Source organism: Neorhizobium sp. USDA 3394, assembly GCF_056280385.1.
Map to the genome: position 1 here is coordinate 825,530 of NZ_JBWCDU010000001.1, position 19,087 is coordinate 844,616.

Consider the following 19,087-nt stretch of genomic DNA (forward strand, 5'->3'; position numbering starts at 1 on the left):
CCGCCCATGCCCCACAAGATGTCCCGCGCCTCCTATGCCAGCATGTTCGGTCCGACCACGGGCGATCGGGTGCGGCTTGCCGATACCGAACTCTTCATCGAGGTGGAGAAGGATTTCACCATCTATGGCGAAGAGGTGAAGTTCGGCGGCGGCAAGGTCATTCGTGACGGAATGGGCCAGAGCCAGGCGACGCGGGCGGAAGGTGCGGTCGATACGGTCATCACCAATGCGCTGATCGTCGACCATTCGGGCATATACAAGGCGGACGTCGGTCTGAGGAACGGCCGCATCCATGCGATCGGCAAGGCCGGCAATCCGGATACGCAGCCGGGCGTGACGATCATCGTCGGTCCGTCCACGGAGGCGATTGCCGGCGAAGGCAAGATCCTGACGGCCGGCGGCATGGACGCGCATATCCATTTCATCTGCCCGCAGCAGATCGAGGAAGCGCTGATGTCGGGCGTCACCTGCATGCTCGGCGGCGGCTCGGGTCCGGCACATGGCACGCTTGCCACCACCTGCACCGGCGCCTGGCATATCGAGCGGATGATCGAGAGCTTCGACGCCTTCCCGATGAACCTCGCGCTCGCCGGCAAGGGCAATGCGTCGCTTCCCGCACCGCTGGAAGAAATGATCCTCGCCGGTGCCTCGTCGCTGAAGCTGCACGAGGATTGGGGGACGACGCCTGCCGCGATCGACAATTGCCTGACGGTCGCCGATGCCTTCGACGTGCAGGTGATGATCCACACCGATACGCTGAACGAAAGCGGCTTCGTCGAGGATACGGTCGCGGCCATCAAGGGCCGCACCATCCATGCCTTCCACACGGAAGGGGCGGGCGGCGGTCATGCGCCCGACATCATCAAGGTCTGCGGCAATCCGAACGTCATCCCGTCGTCGACCAACCCGACCCGGCCCTACACGATCAATACGCTTGCTGAACATCTCGACATGCTGATGGTCTGCCATCATCTGTCGCCGTCGATCCCGGAAGACATCGCCTTTGCCGAAAGCCGCATCCGCAAGGAGACGATCGCCGCCGAAGACATCCTCCACGATCTCGGCGCCTTCTCGATCATCTCCTCCGACAGCCAGGCCATGGGCCGGGTCGGGGAAGTGGCGATCCGCACCTGGCAGACCGCCGACAAGATGAAGCGCCAGCGCGGCAGCCTGAAGGAGGAGACGGGCAACAACGACAATTTCCGCGTCAAGCGCTATATCGCCAAATATACGATCAACCCGGCCATCGCCCATGGCGTTTCCCATGAGATCGGTTCGGTCGAAGTCGGCAAGCGGGCCGACCTCGTGCTGTGGAACCCGGCCTTTTTCGGCGTGAAGCCGGAAATGGTGCTGCTCGGCGGCTCGATCGCGGCCGCCCCGATGGGCGATCCGAACGCCTCGATCCCGACCCCGCAGCCGATGCATTATCGCCCCATGTTCGCCGCCTACGGCAAGCTCAGGACCAATTCCTCGGTTACCTTCGTCAGCCAGGCCTCGCTCGATGCCGGCCTGACGCAACGCCTGGGCGTCGCCAAGAGGCTGGTGGCGGTCAAAAACACCCGCGGCGGTATTTCCAAGGCCTCAATGATCCACAATTCGCTGACGCCGCATGTGGAGGTCAACCCGGAGACCTATGAAGTGCGCGCCGATGGCGAGTTGCTCACCTGCGAGCCAGCGACCGTGCTGCCGATGGCGCAGCGCTATTTCCTGTTCTGAGGCGCTGGCGCCTCGGAGCCCCTGAATGAAGAAGGTTTTTCGCAGGCTCATCGCCGCGGTGCTGCTTGTGGTCCTCGCCGTGGCCGTCGGAACATTGGTTCCACGGCCGCTGTTCAGTCCGAGCCGCGCGGCGGAACCGGCGGCGCAGAGGCGCGTCCTGCTGCTCTCCAACCCCATCCACACGGATATCGCCATTCCGCTTTCCGAAGACACCCGCGCTGCCTTCGCATTCCTGGGACGCTCGGGCGTTCCGGTAACGGATCCGGGTGCGCAATGGCTGGTGCTCGGCTGGGGCGGGCGGGCCTTCTATCTGGAAACGCCGACCTGGGCAGACTTAAAGCCGCTGCCGGTGTTTCGTGCGCTGACGATCGACAGTTCGGTCATGCATGTGGATATCGCCGGCGGGATCGATGAAGGCCACCCGGCGGTGATGCCGTTCGACTTGGGCCCGCTGGAATTCCAGCGGCTTTTGACGTTCATCCAGACGAGTTTCATCCGTCAGGCAGGCGAGGTGGCTGTGGTGCCGGATGCGGGTTATGGCGACTACGACCGGTTCTTCGAGGCGAACGGCTATTTCAACGCGTTTGCCGGCTGCAACACCTGGACCGCTGCGGCACTTCGCGCCGCCGGATTGCGCACCGGCCTCTGGAATCCGCTGCCGCAGACGCTTACGCTATCCCTCAAGCTTTTCAATTGATCCCGGAGCATTCCATGCAGCACATCCATTCCTATCAACCCGCCGGTGTGGTCTCCGATCCGCCGATCGATATCGTCACGCTGCCCCATGATCTGCGGCATCTGCGCCGCAAGTTGTTGCATCTCTCCAATGGCGAGATGGTGATGCTTGATCTCAAGGAGGCGGTGCTTTTCCATCATGGCGACCGGCTGGTGCTCGACAACGGCGACACGATCGAAGTGCAGGCGGCTCCGGAAAAGCTCTTCGAGATCAAGGCGCGCGATACGCTGCACCTGATCGAACTCGCCTGGCATCTCGGCAATCGGCATCTTCCGGCGCAGATCGAGGAGGGGCGTATCCTCATCCTGCGCGACCACGTGATCCGCGCCATGCTGGAAGGCCTTGGTGCCGCGGTTGCCGAGGTCGAGGAAGGGTTTCAGCCGGCCCGCGGCGCCTATCATGCGCATGGTTCCCACGGCCACGACCATCACGGACACTGAGTCTCGGTGAGCGAAAACCTCGATACCAAGGTACTTCTGAGGCTGATGGCCTGGCTCTCGCCGGCCTTTCCGATCGGCGGTTTCGCCTATTCGGGCGGGCTCGAACGGGCGGTGCACGATGGCCTCGTCAAGGATGCGGCAAGCCTGATCGCCTGGCTGACGAGCCTGCTGCGGTACGGCTCCCTGTGGAACGACGCCGTGCTGTTCGGCGAAGCCTGGCGGCGGTATGAAAACGAGGCCGCGTTGAAAGAGGTAGCCGAACTGGGGCTGGCGCTTGCCGGCTCCGCAGAGCGTCATACGGAGACATTGTCGCTCGGCAAGGCATTCGCCGCTGCTGCGTCCGCGTGGCCTCATCCGGTTCTGGAACGCCTGCCGCCGGCCGTGCCGTTCCCCGTCGCTGTCGGTGCGATTGCGGCAGGGCATGGCGTGCCGGCAGCCCAGGCGCTTGCCGCCTATCTGCATGCCGCCGTGTCGCAATCGGTGTCTGCCGGTATCAGGCTTGGGGTTTCCGGCCAGGTGGAAGGGGTGGCCGTGCTCGCTGACATCGAGAACCTGATCAGCCAGGTTGCGGAACAGGCCAGCCGGACGACGCTCGACGATCTGGGCGGCGCGGCAGTGCAGGCGGAAATTGCTTCTCTGCGGCATGAAACACAGCACTCGCGGCTTTTCCGCTCGTAAAAGCGGGCCTAAGCTGGGATCTGAAAGAATGAAAGGACGACATATGAAATCGGCGAACGGACCCTTGCGCGTCGGCATCGGCGGCCCTGTCGGCTCGGGCAAGACGGCATTGACCGAGAAGCTCTGCAAGGCGATGCGCGCGGACTATTCCGTCGCGGTCGTCACCAATGACATCTACACCAAGGAAGATGCCGAGGCACTGGTGCGTATGCAGGCTCTGTCTTCGGACCGCATCGTCGGCGTCGAGACCGGCGGTTGCCCGCACACCGCCATCCGCGAGGACGCGACGATCAATCTGCAGGCGATCGCGGGCCTGAACGAGCGTTTCCCGGAGCTCGACGTGGTCTTCATCGAATCCGGCGGCGACAATCTCGCGGCGACCTTTTCGCCCGATCTTGCCGACCTCACCATCTATGTGATCTCCACCTGCCAGGGCGAGGAAATCCCGCGCAAGGGCGGCCCGGGCATCACCCGCTCCGACCTGCTGATCATCAACAAGAAGGATCTCGCTCCTTACGTCGACGTCGATCTCGATGTGATGGACCGCGACGCCTACCGCATGCGCGAGGCCAAGCCGCATCTGTTTACCGATCTGAAGCGCGGCGTCGGCGTGGACCATGTGGTCCGGTTCCTGAAGGAGCAGGGCGGTCTCTAAAGCGTGTCGCGATCCTTCGGATTCGCTCGACACGCTTTAACTCCTTGTTTTACGCATGTCGTTATCGCAAAACCGCCGCACACTTTTGCGCGACATGCTTTAAAAAATTGAGGCCGGTGGCCCCCCGAAGCCACCGGCCTTATCTGCATGTCGCGGTCCCGCCGCCAGTGTCGCAACATGCATGCAAAGAAAGTCCGGACCCGCCTGTCCGGTCTCGCTTCGTTTAACGTCATATCTCGCGCAGGGCCTGCACGTCGCCGACCTGGATCACACGCCCGCGCACCGTCACTCCGGTCCGCCGGAGAGTGGAGAATGCTCGGGAAAGCGCCTCGGGAGCGAGGCCCAGCATGCCTGCGAGCAGGTTCTTCTGGAAAGGCAGGCGAATGGAAGCCGGGCCGCCGTCCACCGGGCACCGCGTCAGGATATAATTTGCCACCCGTTGCGGCGCGGTATGCAACCTGTCGTTGGCGACGCAGTCCATCGTGGTTATGAGGTGTTTCGATAGCGAGGTGATCACCGCCTTGGCGATATCCCGTTCCTGCTCGGCCAGATCCCGCACCGCCTGCATGTCGAAGCGGGCAAGCGTCGTGGCTTCGGCCGTCTGGGCATGATGGCGGTACTTGGTGCCGCCATAGAGAAGACATTCGGCGAAAGTGTCCCCAGGGCTGCAGATGCGGATGTCAGCCTCGCGACCGTCCCGATTGAGCTGGTAGAGCCGTACGTAGCCGCTGAGAACGCAGTAAAAAGCGTCGGCATTCTCGCCCTCGCGGAAGATCGACTTGCGGTTCGCCAGACTGATGACACTCATGGTCGACATCATCCGGACGAGAGAATTGCCGGTCAGGCTGGACAGGAAAGGCGTCTTCATCAGGACGGCCCGATCCCTGTTGTTGAGCTTGAAATTGCTGTTCATCATGTCCGCCGTCTCTTCCATAACCTGAACCGCCGCGCATTCCCGATATCGCTAAAATAACAGGTTCGTGAAATCTGAATTTGACATCGATCAAATCTGCGATTTTTTTCTACAATCTCCGCGAGTTGGGCTGTTCCAACGAAAAACGCCGGGCCCAAGGGCCCGGCGTTGTCGAAGATCCGGTTCCGGAACTGCGGTTATTCGGCGGCCAGCGGCGGCAGGCGCAACACCTTGCTGCTGGCTTGAGCGCCGGGAGAACGATCGTCGTTCGCGCTCGTCTGCCGTTCCATCTGGTTGAGGCGTTCTTCCAGGGACGCGATCGACTGGGCGTTCTTGCGAGCCTCCTGGCTGAGCTCCTCGCTGGAGAGACCGAAATCCTCCTCTTCCTTCTTGCCGACCATGCGGCCGAAGATCTTGCCGAGCAGGCGCGACAGGTCGTCCATGATCAGGAAGAAGGACGGCACGACGAGAAGCGAGAGCACCGTCGAGACGATGATGCCGCCTATCACCGCGATCGCCATCGGCGCGCGGAAGGAGCCGCCTTCGCCGACGCCGAGCGCCGAGGGCAGCATGCCCGCCGACATGGCGATCGAGGTCATGATGATCGGACGGGCGCGCTTGCGGCCGGCCTCGACCATGGCATGGACCCGTTCCAGGCCTTGCCGCTTCATCTCGATCGCGAAGTCCACCAGAAGGATGGCGTTCTTCGTGACGATGCCCATCAGCATCAGGATACCGATCAGGACCGGCATCGACAGCGCGTTCTGGGTGATAATCAGCGCCACCGCCACGCCGCCGATTGCCAGCGGAAGCGAGAACAGGATGGTGAAGGGCTGGATGACGTCCTTGAAGAGCAGGATCAGCACCACGAGCACCAGCATCAGACCCATCAGCATCGCATTGCCGAAGCTCTGCTGCATTTCGGCCTGCACCTTCGCGTCGCCGCTTTCGGCCAGACGAACCGTCTTCGGGAATTCGGTTTCACCGACGATGCGTTTGAATTCGGCCGATGCGGTGTCGAGCGCCGTGCCGAAGGGTACGTCGGAACCGATTGCCACGACGCGGTTGCGGTCGTTGCGCTTGATCGAGCTCGGGCCTTCCGAATAGTCGACGTCGGCAACGCTGTAGAGCGGCACGCTGGCGCCGGCCGCGGTCTTGATCTTGAGCGCCCGGATCGAGGCCAGATCGCGGCGGACGTCGAGCGAGGCCTGGACGCGGATCGGGATCTGCCGGTCGTCGAGCGAGATCTTGGCAAGGTTGGCATCGACGTCGCCGATCGTCGCGACGCGGACGGTCTGGGCGATCTGCTGCGGGGTGATGCCGAGGCGCGAGGCCTCCGCCATGCGCGGCCGGATCTGCAGTTCCGGACGGGGCAGGGCGCCTTCCGAGGAGACGTTGAAAAGCACCGGCGAGGCCCGCAGCTTCGATTCCAGCACGCTGACGGCTTCGTTCAGGTCCGCCTCGTTGGTGGAGAGGAAGTTGAACGAAAGGTCACGCTCGGCGCGGTCGTTGACCTTGGAGATCCGCACGTCCGGAATGGAGCGAATGGCGGCGAAAATGTCCTTTTCGACATCCCATTGCGGGCGCGTGCGGCCGTTTTCCTTGATCCTCGGCACGACGTCGCGGATCAAGGGGATCGCTCCCAGGCCCTTGTTGACCAGGGTCTTTACCAGCGAATGGTCGATGTTCTGCAGGATGACGCGCACGGTTGCGCGGCGCAGTTCGAGGTCGCCCTTCGGCGAAGCGCCGCCGAGAATGAAGACGCTCTCGACACCGTCGATATGGCGCACCGCGTCATAGATGACGTCGGTGCTCGCAGCCGTCTCTTCGAGCGTCGCATTCGGCGGCAGTTCGACCGACAGCACGACGCGCGAGTTGTCGTCCGGCGGCAGGAAGCTGCCGGGGACCTGCTTAAGCAACTCGACCGAATAGTAGAGAAACGCTATTGCCGCAGCGAGTGTTAAAAGCCGCGGAAGCCATCTGAAACCGATATGCGCGAATACGTAGTGTATTAGTTTCGCGACAATATGTGCCGAATTTTCGGTGCTACGCTTCACGCGTTCCGCCCAAGCGGCAGCAAACCGGGGAGCCCATCCGCCGGTCGTCGCTCTAACGGTCAGCGTATAGGCCTTCATGATCCAGCCGTCGTTGTCGTGATCGTCTTCCATCCCGTCTTCGGGGCTCATCAGATAGGCGGCCATCAGCGGCGTGATCAGTCGCGCTACCGCGAGCGAGAAGAACACCGAGAAGGCGACCGTCAGGCCGAACTGGATGAAGTACTGGCCCGGAACGCCCGGCATGAACGAGACCGGCACGAACACGGCGATGATCGTGAAGCTGGTGGCGATGACGGCGAGGCCGATTTCATCGGCAGCTTCGATCGCGGCGCGGTAGGGCGATTTACCCATCTTGATATGCCGCGCGATGTTCTCGATCTCGACGATCGCGTCATCGACGAGAATCCCGGTCGCGAGCGTCAGCGCCAGGAAGCTTACGAGGTTCAGCGAGAACCCCATGAGGTCCATGATCCAGAAGGTCGGGATCGCCGACAGCGGCAGGGCGACCGCGGCGATCAGGGTGGCGCGCCAGTTCCTCAAGAACAGGAACACCACGATGACCGCGAGGACCGAGCCTTCCACCAGCGTGTGGAGGGCGGCCTCGTAATTGCCGTAGGTGAAGTAGACCGAGTCGTCGACCATTTCGATCGCGACGTTCGGATTGGCCTTGCGCACGTCGTCGAGGCTGGCGGCGACGGTTTCGGCGACCGAGACTTCGCTCGCACCCTTGGCGCGGAACACGGCGAAAGTGACCGACGGCGTGCCGTTGAAGCGCGAGAAGGATTTCGGCTCCTCGTAGGTGTCGGTGATGTCGCCGAGTTCGGTCAGCTTGACGAACTGGCCGTTGGGCAGTGTGATCGTCGTGTCGGCAAGCTGGGCGACGCTGCGCGCGTCGCCCAGCGTGCGGATCGTCTGTTCGTTGCCGGCCACCTGGCCGCGGCCGGAGCCGAGGTCGACGTTGGTGCCACGCAGCTGGGTGCTGACATCGGCAGCGGTAATGCCATAGGCGTCGAGCTTGGCGGGGTTCAAGGACACCCGGACTTCGCGGTCGGAACCGCCGTAACGGTCGATACGGCCGATACCGGCCTGGCCCTGCAGGGCGCGCTTGACCGTGTCATCGACAAACCAGGAGAGTTCCTCGAGGGTCATGTTCGGCGAGGAGACGGCGAATGTCTGGATCGCCTGGCCTTCGACGTCGACCTTGGTGACGACGGGCTCCTCGATGCCGGCGGGCAGGTCGCTGCGGATCTTGTCGATCGCGTCCTTGGTGTCCTGAACGGCCTCTGCGGTCGGCTTTTCGATGCGGAACACGACGACCGTCTGAGACTGGCCGTCCGTTACCGTCGACTGGATTTCGTCAATGCCGCTGATCGAGGCGACAGCGTCCTCGATCTCCTTCGTCACCTGCATTTCCAGTTCGGCGGGCGCGGCTCCGCTCTGGGTGACGGTGATCGACACGACCGGCACGTCGATATTCGGGAAACGGGTGATCGGCAGCGCGTAAAACGACTGGATGCCGACAACAAGCAGCAGGGCAAAACCGAGCAGCGGCGCAATCGGATTGCGGATCGACCAGGCGGAGAAGTTCATGCGGCTCAACCTCAGTTCGCAATAGCGGCGGGTTCGGCCGGGACCGGGGCGATCTTGTCGCCGTCCCGAACGAAGGCGCCGGCCTTCGCAACGACAATGTCACCGGCGTCGAGACCGCTGACGACCTGCACGAAACCGCCATCCTGGATGCCGGTCTCGATCTTCACCTGTTTGACGACATTATCCTCGACCTTGCGGGCGGTGGAACCGTTCCGCCCGGTGGTGACGGCAGAAAGCGGCAGCGCGAGAGCATTGGTCTCGGCGATGACTATCTCGGCGCTGCCATACATGCCCGCGCGGGCGCCGCTGTCGTCGTCGATGACGATATGCACGGCGCCGAGGCGGGTGACCGGATCGACCGTCGGGGAGACGAGCCGAACCTTGCCCTCGATCTTCACCTTGCCGCCGGCAACCGTGACGATCGACTTCTGACCGGCCTTGATCTTCTGGATGTCGGTCTCGGAAAGGTCGGCGACGAGTTCGATCGCGCCGTCCTTGATGATCGTGAAGAGCGGATTGCCGGTGCCGCTGGCGATCGCCCCAACCTTGGCATTGCGCACCGAGATCACGCCCGCGACAGGCGTCTTCACGCCGGTGCGGGCGAGCTTCAGGTTGACGTCCTCGATCTGTGCCTCGACGACCTTGGTGTCGGATTCTCCGACCGTCACGGCCTGTTTGGCGGCGTTGAGCCGCGCCTGGGCGACCTCGACGGCAGCGGATGCCTGTTCGAGCTGCGACACCGTGCCGGTGCCGCTCTGGCTGAGTTTCTGGAGGCGGTCGCGCTGGCGGATCGTATCGGCGACATTGGCCTGGGCCTCGATCACCTGCGCCTGATATTGCGCAACGGCAGCCTGGGCTTTCGCCTTGTTGGCCTGGAGCTGGCTCTTCTCCAGAAGCAGCGCGTCGTCGTTCAACGTGGCGAGCACGCTGTCTGCCTTTACCTCGTCGCCGACATCGGCATTCAGCGTCTTGATCGACAGGGCCTCGACGAGGGGCTGGACATAGACTTCCTCGACGGGCCTGACGGTGCCGGTCGCGATGACGCGATCGACGAGCGGCTTTTCGACCGCTTCCGTCACAATGATCGAGGGCAGCTTGATTTCGGTCTGCGCGGGGGCCTGCGTGGCCGCGTCCTGCGCAACGGCAGAATTGGGGATCAATGAGGAGCCCGCTGCAAGCGCGATGCTGACGCCGAGTGCAAGGCGAAGAGCCGGGATACCGGCAGACTTGGTAGACTTGCGAAACATGCGATTACTTTCAAACTGAAGGTAAGGGGCAAATATTCCGCTGGGAACCGCTCCGGTCACGTAACGCCCCCTCAGCGTACGATAACCCGGATCAAGGTGGTAACCGCGCAAAACGGTTACAAGACCGACAGCGAAAGATTCATCAACGCTGCACTTTTACGTGTTTGCGTTGCGCAAATCAATCCGTCGCCCTTATGAGACGAATGAGTTTTAGTTATGTTTTGAATAAGAAAAATTTCAAAAACGCGCGGTGAGTAGCCGCGCGTTCTCCTTTTGGGACCCAGCGGCGATTATTATTTCAATGCCGCGTCGGTGATCTCGCTCGTATAGGCGCCTTCCGGCTTCTTGGTGATGATCTTCTGGTCGAGCAGAGCCTTGACCGTGCGGTCGTAGGTGGCGGTGTCCAGCTTGCCGGTTCCGGTGCCGATCAGCTTGGCCACTTCGCCCATCATCCGCTTCTGGTGGTTCTCGTCCTGGCCGCCATTGTCCATGACGATTTCGGCGGCTTCAGCCGGATTGGCGATGGCGTATTTCCAGCCCTTCATCGAAGCGCGGACGAATTTCACCATGGTCTCCTTGAACTTCGGGTCCTTGAGCTTGGTGTCCATCACGTAGAGGCCGTCCTCAAGCAGGTCGTTGCCCATGGCGGAGAAGTTGAAGACGACGAGTTGTTCCGGCTTGAAGCCGGCATCGATCGCCTGCCAGTATTCGTTATAGGTCATGACTGAGATGCAGTCCGCCTGCTTCTGGATGAGCGGCTGCACGTCGAAACTTTGCTTCAGGACGGTGACGCCGTCCTTGCCGCCGTCGGTCTTCAGGCCGAGCTTGTTCATCCAGGCGAAGAACGGATATTCGTTGCCGAAGAACCAGACGCCGAGCGTGCGGCCCTTGAAGTCGGCCTCGGTCTTTACCGGGCCGTCCTTGGGGCAGATCATCTGCAGGCCGGATTTCTGGTAGGGCTGGGCGATGTTGATCAGCGGGACGCCCTTTTCGCGGGCAACCAGCGCGCCGCCCATCCAGTCGACGATCACGTCGGCGCCGCCGCCGGCGATCACCTGTTCGGGCGCGATATCCGGGCCACCCGGCTTGATGGTGACGTCGAGGCCTTCATCCTTGTAGAAGCCCTTGTCCTTGGCGACGTAATAGCCGCCGAACTGGCCCTGTGCGACCCATTTCAGCTGCAGGGTCACCTTGTCGGCGGCCATCGCCGCCTGGGCTGCTGCAAGCGACATGGCGCCTGCCATCAGCGCAACGAGAATTTTTCTCATGTTTTTTATCCTTCCCTCTGAGGTTTGCCGGCTCCGCCGAAACGGGCCGGATTTTTCGCGTTTAACCACCGCGGTTAGACGGATGCCAGAACGTCGTCGCTCTTTCGCCAAGCGCCACGACACCATAAAAAACCGATCCGATGAGCGCTGCAACAGCGATTTCGGCCCAGACCATGTCGACATTCATGCGGCCGATCTCGGTCGAGATCCGGAACCCCATGCCGACGATCGGCGTGCCGAAGAATTCCGCGACGATCGCGCCGATCAGCGCCAAAGTCGAGTTGATCTTCAGCGCGTTGAAGATGAAGGGCATGGCGGCCGGCAGGCGCAGCTTGATCAGCGTCTGCCAGTAGTCGGACGCGTAGGAGCGCATCAGGTCGCGTTCCATGGCGCCCGAGGCGCCGAGCCCCGCCACCGTGTTCACCAGCATCGGGAAGAAGGTCATGATGATGACGACGGCCGCCTTGGACTGCCAGTCGAAACCGAACCACATGACCATGATCGGCGCGACGCCGATGATCGGCAGCGCCGACATCAGATTGCCGATCGGCAGCAGCCCTCGGCGCAGGAAGGCGATGCGGTCGGCAAGGATCGCGACGACGAAGCCGGAGGCGCAGCCGACCACGTAACCGAAGAGCACCGCCTTGAAGATCGTCTGCTGCACGTCGGCCCAGAGGATCGGCACCGAGGAGGCGAGCCTTGCACCGATCGAGGACGGCGGCGGCAGGATGATGAAGGGAATGCCGGCACCGCGAGTCGCCGCCTCCCAGAGGATCAGGATCCAGGCGCCGAAGATGGCCGGGATCAGCAGCCGCAGGAACGTGTCGCCCGCCTGGGATTTTGCGCGGATGCCGGAGAGTACCGAGACGCAGCGCCAGGCGAGCAGCCATGAGGCCGCGACCAGCAGGAAGAAGGCAAGCGTCGCCTTGCCCTCGTTGCCGGTAATGCCGGCGAGCAGCAGCCAGACGGCAAGATGGGCCGCGACGAACAGGATCGTGGCGAGGAGGGGTGGGGAGAGCGTCGTGAACGACACCACTGCTGCGCTGGCGACGACCAGGAAGATCACAGTGACGGCGCCGGCGCCGAAGGGGGCGGGGGCATCCGCCGCCATCAACGGTAGGGAGGCAAGGGCGACGAGGCAGAGGATCAGGGCAACGGCGCCCTGCCAGGAGCGAAGAACCAGGGTCATGCCGGTCTCCCGCCCATCGAGCGATCGACGATCTTAGCAATGATGCCGACGATGGTGACCAGAAGTGCTGCCAGCACCGAACCGGCGATCAGCGCCGCCCAGATATCGATCGTCTGGCTGTAATAGGCCGCGGCCAGCAGTTTCGAGCCAATGCCGGCGACGGCTCCTGTCGGCAGCTCGCCGACGATGGCGCCGACCAGGCTTGCGGCGATCGCCACCTTCATCGAGGTGAACAGGAACGGGATGGAGGCGGGCACGCGCAGTTTCCAGAAGGTCTGGGCGCCGCTGGCATAATAGGTGCGCATCAGGTCGAGCTGGATGATCTCGGGCGAGCGCAGTCCCTTCACCATGCCGACCGCGACGGGGAAGAAGGAGAGGTAGGTCGAAATCAGCGCCTTGGGGAGGAGGCCGGTAATGTTGATCGCGCCGAGTACGACGATCACCATCGGCGCGACCGCCAGGATCGGCACGGTCTGCGAAGCGATGATCCACGGCATCAGGCTGCGGTCGAGCGCCTTCAGATGCACGATGCCGACCGCGATCAGGATGCCGGTCAGCGTGCCCATGGTGAAGCCGAGGACGGTCGAGGAGAGCGTCACCCAGGCATGGTAGACAAGGCTGCGGTTGGAGGTGACGCTGCGCAGAAACGTGTTCTCGAGGACGTTGCTGACCACCTGATGCGGCGCCGGCAAAATCGGCTTCGGCTGCGCCATGGTCTTGCCGATGAATTCCATGGTGGTGGAGGTGACGTCAGCCCGTCGGTCGAGATCGCGCTGGAACGGCGCGTTCATGAAATAGGCGGCAACGTACCAGATGGCGACGATGGCGACGAGGATGGTGAGGACGGGGATGATGCGTTGCGTGAGGGAGTCGGGTTTCATGCCGCTGTCCTCCAAGGTTTCGGGGCGTGGCCACCCCCCTCTGTCCTGCCGGACATCTCCCCCTCAAGGGGGGAGATCGAATAGTAGCATTGCCTTGCCCTCAATTCGGATTTGAATTTGCCGCGCCGGTGGCGTTCGATGCTTTGCGAAGCCGGCACGCCCAGCCGATCTCCCCCCTTGAGGGGGAGATGTCCGGCAGGACAGAGGGGGGTAACCGCGGAATGGGAAGCTCTACTCCTCATAACTATGCCCCGCCCTCAACCCCTCGCGCACCCGATGGGCAATCTCCAGGAACTCTGGTGTCTCGCGGATTTCGAGCGGGCGTTCCTTGGGCAGGGTCGATTCGATCACATCCGTTACTCGGCCCGGCCGCGGCGACATGACGACGATGCGGGTCGAGAGGTAGACCGCCTCCGGAATGGAGTGGGTGACGAAACAGATGGTCTTTTCGGTGCGCGCCCAGAGTTTCAGAAGCTGTTCGTTCAGGTGGTCGCGGACGATCTCGTCCAGTGCGCCGAAGGGTTCGTCCATCAACAGCAGGTCGGCGTCGAAGGCGAGTGCGCGGGCGATCGAGGCGCGCTGCTGCATGCCGCCGGACAGCTGCCAGGGGTATTTCTTGCCGAAGCCGGAGAGGTTGACGAGATCGAGGGTGCGCTCGATGCGGGCTTTGCGGTCGGCTGCCGAATAGCCCATGATTTCGAGCGGCAGGGCGATGTTCTTCTCGATCGTCCGCCACGGATAGAGCGCCGGCGCCTGGAAGACGTAACCGTAGGAGCGCGACTTGCGCGCCTCTTCCGGCGTCATGCCGTTGACGGTGATCTCGCCGGCCGTCGCCTTTTCGAGATCGGCGATGACGCGAAGGAACGTCGTCTTGCCGCAGCCGGACGGGCCGATGAAGGAGACGAAATCGCCCTTGTTCACTGTGAGGTCGACATTCGACAGCGCATGGACTGGCCCGTCACTGGTCTCGAAGGTGAGGCCGAGCTTGCTGGCCGAGACGACGGAGGATGGAGGATTGTTCATCGGCATTTCGGCATGGGTCCCAGTCTGGTGCCGTCCGTGAAGCCGACGGTGTAGCCTTTGGCGGATTTGGTGAGCGTCGCCGTGTCTTCCGGCCCCTTTTCCCCTTCGGCGTCGCATTGCGCCTTGATGGTAAAGCCGTTTGCTGTCTTTTTCGCCGCGCCCTTGAATTCGCAGGCGGAAACGGAGGTGGTGACGCCCTCGTCGTTGAGCAGCAGGAAGTCGTCGGCGCCGGACGATTCGCCGGTCCTGGCGTAGGTGCAGCCTTCCTTGCTGCCATAGGCGCCGTCGAGGAAGGTTGCGGCCTGGGCCGGAGCGGCGATCGATATCGCCGCGAGGACCGCCGATGCGATCGTATTCAATGACATGTCTCGAAAGCCCCCCATTCAAGTCCGTCTGCGAAGCGTACAGCATAGACATCGCCGCTGCGCAGGATATCGATCATTGCCGCGTGCGGGAGCCCTCGCTTTTCGGTCCCCCCGGCTCCCGTCCTCGAACCGCCATGATATGCTGGCGGCAGATCCCGTTCGACAGAGGAATTTTGCAATGGACAGTGCATCAAAACCTACCTGCCGTGTGGTGAAGCCCGGCGCTGCTTATGACGGCAAGCAGGGCCTGAGCTATTTCGAGGGGATCGCGGCGGAAACGGTCGGCTCCAAGGGCATCTGCATGCATCTCATTACCATTCCGCCGGGCGCGCGGGCGAAGGCCCACCTGCATGAAACCCACGAGACGGCCATCTACGTCCTCTCCGGCTCCGCTGTCACCTGGTATGGCGACCGGCTGGAGGAATGCGCCGAACTCTCGGCCGGCGAGATGATGTATATCCCCGCCGGCGTGCCGCACCTGCCGGCCAACCTTTCCGACGCGCCCTGTTCGGCGGTGATCGCCCGCACCGACCCGAACGAACAGGAAAGCGTCGTGCTGCTGCCGGAGCTTGACGGGCTGGTGAAGGGGTAACGGCCCCGTCGCTTCACCCCCCTCTGCCCTGCCGGGCATCTCCCCCTCAAGGGGGGAGATCGGATAGCAGCGAGGCCTCGCTCTCCACAAAATCTGGAGCCTGCCGGAACCAATTCGAATTCGTTCGACAATTGGCGAAACCGGCGCGGCATATCGATCTCCCCCCTTGAGGGGGAGATGCCCGGCAGGGCAGAGGGGGGTATTCCTGGGACACATCGTTTCCGTTCAAACCCCGCTGGCCGGAATGCCCGTGCGTTCCACCTTGCGCGGCGAGGTCAGCTCCTTCCAGGTCGACAGCGCCTTGTTGACCGCAGGATAAGGTTCGCGCTTGACGAACTGGCCATGGCCTTCCTGCGTCTTGACCGCCCCGTCCTCGATTGCGACCACGCCGCGGGTCAATGTGTAACGCGGCAGGCCGGTCACTTCCTTACCCTCGAAGACGTTGTAGTCGATCGCCGACTGCTGGCTCTTGGCGGTGATGGTCTTGGAGCGCTTCGGGTCCCAGACGACGATATCGGCATCGGCGCCGACCAGGATGGCGCCTTTCCTCGGATACACGTTGAGAATCTTGGCAATGTTGGTGGAGGTGACCGCCACGAACTCGTTCATGGTGATGCGGCCGGTTGCGACGCCATAGGTCCAGAGCATCGGCAGGCGGTCTTCGAGGCCGCCGGTGCCGTTCGGGATCTTGCGGAAATCGCCGAGACCGGTGCGCTTCTGGTCGGTCGTGAAGGCGCAGTGGTCGGTCGCCACCACCTGCAGCGAGCCGGAGGCAAGGCCTGCCCAGAGGCTGTCCTGATGCTGCTTGCTGCGGAAGGGCGGTGACATGACCCGGCGGGCCGAATGGTCCCAGTCCTTGTTGAAATATTCCGTTTCGTCGAGCGTCAGGTGCTGGATCAGCGGCTCGCCATAAACGCGCATGCCGTTCTGGCGGGCGCGGCGGATCGCTTCATGGGCCTGTTCGCAGGAGGTGTGGACGACATAGAGGGGGACGCCTGCCATGTCGGCGATGATGATGGCGCGGTTGGTCGCCTCGCCCTCGACGGAGGCTGGGCGCGAATAGGCATGCGCCTCGGGGCCGTTATTGCCCTCGTCCATCAGCTTGGTCTGCATGGCGGCGACGACGTCGCCGTTTTCCGCATGCACCAGAGGCAGGGCGCCGAGCTCGGCGCAGCGCTGGAAGGAGGCGAACATCTCGTCGTCGTTCACCATCAGCGCGCCCTTGTAGGCCATGAAATGCTTGAAGGTGTTGATGCCGTGATGGGAAACGACCGCCTTCATCTCGTTGAAGACCTGCTCGCCCCACCAGGTGACCGACATGTGGAAGGAATAGTCGCAATTGGCGCGGGTCGCCTTGTTGTCCCAGCGCTTCAGCGCATCGAGCAGCGACTGGCCGGGCTCGGGCAGGCAGAAATCGACCACCATGGTCGTGCCGCCGGCAAGCGCTGCCCGCGTGCCGCTCTCGAAATCGTCGGAGGAATAGGTGCCCATGAACGGCATTTCGAGATGCACATGCGGATCGATGCCGCCCGGCATGACATAACAGCCCGCCGCGTCCAGCGTGGTGTCGCCGGAAAGGTTAGGTCCGATCTCGATGATTTTGCCGCCATCGATCTTCACGTCCGCCTTGTAGGTCAGGTCGGCCGTGACGATGGTTCCACCCTTGATGACTGTGGTCATTGTTGTTCCCCTGTCTTTTCAATGTCGGTGAGATTTGAGGGATAAAAGCGCGTGGTGTCGCAGCGCTCGGTCATTTGACCATTCAATGCGGCCAGTGTCGTGTCCAGCACGGCGTGTCGTTCACGGGTGATCTCGTGGTTCCAGAAGCGCAGGACGGAATAGCCTTGGGCGTTGAGCCATTGTGTCCTCGCTATATCGGATTGGTTTTCCGCGTGATGGAAGCCGTCTATTTCGACTATCAGGCGTTCTTCGCGACAGATGAAATCGACGACATACGGTCCCAATGGAACCTGCCGCGAAAATTTGTAGCCATTGAGAAGGCGGTTCCGGAGATCACTCCAGAGACGGTACTCTTCTTCTGTTTCGTTCCGGCGGAGCCGGCGTGCCTGCGTTGTTTTTCCGGGGCGTCGTTTTGTAATGTCATCAGCTGGCATGCTGAGCACCCCCTCATCCGACCCTTCGGGCCATCTTCTCCCCGCTGGGGAGAAGATATTTCTTGCCGAACCGTTTCCGAACCGGCCTGAACCTCGCATGCGACGATGTGGATTTAAAGGCGCCAGCGCGGCGCACTTCCTCTTCTCCCCAGCGGGGAGAAGGTGGCCCGAAGGGTCGGATGAGGGGGTGCTCATCGAAGATGAGCCACTGTCCATCAAAGATGCGGACGTGTTCTCCGACAAACGCATCAGCTCACTCCACAATCTCCGCCGTCTCCAGCACGGCATGGAACAGCACGTCCGCTCCGGCCGCCGCCCATTCCTTGGAAATCTCCTCGGCCTCGTTGTGGCTGAGCCCGCCGACGCAGGGGCACATGATCATCGTCGCGGGCGCAACCCTGGCGGCCCAGCAGGCGTCGTGGCCGGCGCCGGAGATGATGTTCATATGGCTGTAGCCGAGCTTTTCGGCAGCTTCGCGAACACGGCCGACCAGGACCGGATCGAAGGTCACCGGGTCGAAATGGCCGACAGCCTCGACCGAACAGCCGACACCGAGCGGCTCGCAGATTTCAGCCGCCTGTTTCTCGATCACCGCCCGCATGCGGTCGAGCTTTTCCTGGGAGGGCGTGCGGATGTCGACGGTGAACACCACCCTGCCCGGCAGCACGTTGCGGGAGTTCGGCGAGAAGAACACCTGGCCGACGCCGCCGACGGCGCCCGGCTGTTCGGACATCGCCACCGCCTGCACCATTTCCAGGATGCGGCCGAAGGCAAGGCCGGCATTGACGCGCAGGTTCATCGGCGTCGAGCCGGTATGCGCCTCGCGTCCGGTGAGCGTGAATTCCAGCCACCACAGGCCCTGACAGTGGGTGACGACGCCGATCTGCTTGTTCTCGGCTTCGAGGATCGGCCCCTGCTCGATATGATATTCGAAATAGGCATGCATTTTTCGCGCGCCGACCTCCTCGTCGCCGAGCCAGCCGATGCGCTTCAGCTCGTCGCCATAGGTCTTGCCTTCGGGATCCTTGCGGCCATAGGCATAGTCGATCGAATGCACGCCGGCGAAGACGCCGGATGCCAGCATGGCCGGCGCAAACCGCGCGCCTTCCTCGTTCGCCCAGTTGGTGACGACGATCGGGTGCTTGGTCCTGATGCCGAGGTCGTTCATGGTGCGCACCACTTCCAGCGCGCCGAGCACGCCGAGAACGCCGTCATATTTGCCGCCGGTCGGCTGGGTGTCGAGATGGCTGCCGACATAGACGGGCAGTGCGTCCGGATCGGTGCCGGCGCGGGTGGCGAACATCGTGCCCATCCTGTCGACGCCGACCGTCATTCCTTCGGCCTCGCACCATGTCTTGAAGAGGTGGCGGCCTTCGCCGTCCGCATCCGTCAGCGTCTGGCGATTGTTGCCGCCGGCAATGCCGGGGCCGATCTTCGCCATGTCCATGAGCATGTCCCACAGACGATCGCCGTTGATGCGCAAGTTCTCGCCGGGTGCTGCCACCATTTTTCAGTCCTCGCCTGTTTTTACGGCCACCCGAGCGGGCGGCATGCTTTTCGTTCCCATCGATCCTCCGCGCGCCCGTTTTGAAAAGAGGCATGCGAAGATCGGCATTGCGTTTA

At 62.7% G+C, this 19,087-nt stretch carries 17 protein-coding genes; 6 read left to right on the forward strand and 11 right to left on the reverse strand.

Annotated elements, in window-relative coordinates:
• The first annotated feature begins 6 nt into the window (after positions 1-6).
• Genes ureC through ureG form a run of 5 tightly spaced genes read left to right on the forward strand, consistent with a single transcriptional unit; the run spans position 7 to position 4,225 of the window.
• Entirely contained in the window at positions 7-1,716 is a 1,710-nt protein-coding gene (gene ureC, locus ACZ9EJ_RS03750) for an urease subunit alpha (protein WP_046632322.1), read from the forward strand.
• Positions 1,717-1,741: 25 nt separating this feature from the next.
• Positions 1,742-2,413, forward strand: coding sequence for a TIGR02117 family protein (locus ACZ9EJ_RS03755; protein WP_046640808.1), 672 nt, complete (start codon positions 1,742-1,744; stop codon positions 2,411-2,413).
• Between the two features lie 14 nt (positions 2,414-2,427).
• Positions 2,428-2,892, forward strand: a complete 465-nt coding sequence (gene ureE / locus ACZ9EJ_RS03760; RefSeq protein ID WP_046640807.1) for an urease accessory protein UreE — start codon at positions 2,428-2,430, stop codon at positions 2,890-2,892.
• A 6-nt stretch (positions 2,893-2,898) separates the two neighbouring features.
• Entirely contained in the window at positions 2,899-3,570 is a 672-nt protein-coding gene (locus ACZ9EJ_RS03765; RefSeq protein ID WP_046640805.1) for an urease accessory protein UreF, read from the forward strand.
• 43 nt (positions 3,571-3,613) lie between these two features.
• Positions 3,614-4,225, forward strand: coding sequence for an urease accessory protein UreG (ureG, locus tag ACZ9EJ_RS03770; RefSeq protein ID WP_046632331.1), 612 nt, complete (start codon positions 3,614-3,616; stop codon positions 4,223-4,225).
• 229 nt (positions 4,226-4,454) lie between these two features.
• Here ureG and ACZ9EJ_RS03775 read toward each other — a convergent pair whose 3' ends face one another.
• From ACZ9EJ_RS03775 to ACZ9EJ_RS03810, 8 genes are all read right to left on the reverse strand, one after another.
• Positions 4,455-5,138, reverse strand: a complete 684-nt coding sequence (locus ACZ9EJ_RS03775; protein WP_046632470.1) for a Crp/Fnr family transcriptional regulator — start codon at positions 5,136-5,138, stop codon at positions 4,455-4,457.
• A 197-nt stretch (positions 5,139-5,335) separates the two neighbouring features.
• A complete protein-coding gene (locus ACZ9EJ_RS03780; protein WP_046640899.1) occupies positions 5,336-8,785 on the reverse strand; it encodes an efflux RND transporter permease subunit in 3,450 nt (1,149 codons plus the stop codon).
• A gap of 11 nt (positions 8,786-8,796) precedes the next feature.
• On the reverse strand, positions 8,797-10,032 hold the full coding sequence (locus ACZ9EJ_RS03785; protein WP_251090786.1) for an efflux RND transporter periplasmic adaptor subunit: 1,236 nt from the start codon (positions 10,030-10,032) through the stop codon (positions 8,797-8,799).
• A 293-nt stretch (positions 10,033-10,325) separates the two neighbouring features.
• A complete protein-coding gene (locus tag ACZ9EJ_RS03790; protein WP_046640804.1) occupies positions 10,326-11,300 on the reverse strand; it encodes an ABC transporter substrate-binding protein in 975 nt (324 codons plus the stop codon).
• Between the two features lie 61 nt (positions 11,301-11,361).
• Positions 11,362-12,489, reverse strand: a complete 1,128-nt coding sequence (locus ACZ9EJ_RS03795; protein ID WP_046640803.1) for an ABC transporter permease — start codon at positions 12,487-12,489, stop codon at positions 11,362-11,364.
• Positions 12,486-13,370: an ABC transporter permease gene (locus ACZ9EJ_RS03800; protein ID WP_046640802.1), complete on the reverse strand. Its 885-nt coding sequence runs from the start codon at positions 13,368-13,370 to the stop codon at positions 12,486-12,488. Before ACZ9EJ_RS03800 ends, ACZ9EJ_RS03795 begins: the two co-directional genes overlap by 4 nt.
• A 231-nt stretch (positions 13,371-13,601) precedes the next feature.
• Positions 13,602-14,393, reverse strand: coding sequence for an ABC transporter ATP-binding protein (locus ACZ9EJ_RS03805; protein WP_007773836.1), 792 nt, complete (start codon positions 14,391-14,393; stop codon positions 13,602-13,604).
• The gene (locus tag ACZ9EJ_RS03810; RefSeq protein ID WP_052764616.1) at positions 14,390-14,758 is read right to left on the reverse strand and encodes a hypothetical protein; all 369 of its coding nucleotides are present in this window, start codon (positions 14,756-14,758) and stop codon (positions 14,390-14,392) included. Before ACZ9EJ_RS03810 ends, ACZ9EJ_RS03805 begins: the two co-directional genes overlap by 4 nt.
• 178 nt (positions 14,759-14,936) lie before the next feature.
• Here ACZ9EJ_RS03810 and ACZ9EJ_RS03815 point away from each other — a divergent pair, with 178 nt between their 5' ends.
• The gene (locus tag ACZ9EJ_RS03815; RefSeq protein WP_046640801.1) at positions 14,937-15,350 is read left to right on the forward strand and encodes a cupin domain-containing protein; all 414 of its coding nucleotides are present in this window, start codon (positions 14,937-14,939) and stop codon (positions 15,348-15,350) included.
• Positions 15,351-15,575: 225 nt separating this feature from the next.
• On the opposite strand, the gene hydA is transcribed toward ACZ9EJ_RS03815, so the two are convergent.
• From hydA to ACZ9EJ_RS03830, 3 genes are read right to left on the reverse strand one after another with little or no spacing between them, the layout of a single operon-like run.
• Positions 15,576-17,030: a dihydropyrimidinase gene (gene hydA / locus ACZ9EJ_RS03820; protein WP_046640800.1), complete on the reverse strand. Its 1,455-nt coding sequence runs from the start codon at positions 17,028-17,030 to the stop codon at positions 15,576-15,578.
• Positions 17,027-17,659, reverse strand: coding sequence for an endonuclease domain-containing protein (locus tag ACZ9EJ_RS03825; RefSeq protein ID WP_046640897.1), 633 nt, complete (start codon positions 17,657-17,659; stop codon positions 17,027-17,029). The genes hydA and ACZ9EJ_RS03825 overlap by 4 nt, the downstream gene beginning before the upstream one ends.
• 58 nt (positions 17,660-17,717) lie before the next feature.
• On the reverse strand, positions 17,718-18,971 hold the full coding sequence (locus ACZ9EJ_RS03830) for a Zn-dependent hydrolase (protein ID WP_046640799.1): 1,254 nt from the start codon (positions 18,969-18,971) through the stop codon (positions 17,718-17,720).
• Positions 18,972-19,087 lie beyond the last annotated feature (116 nt).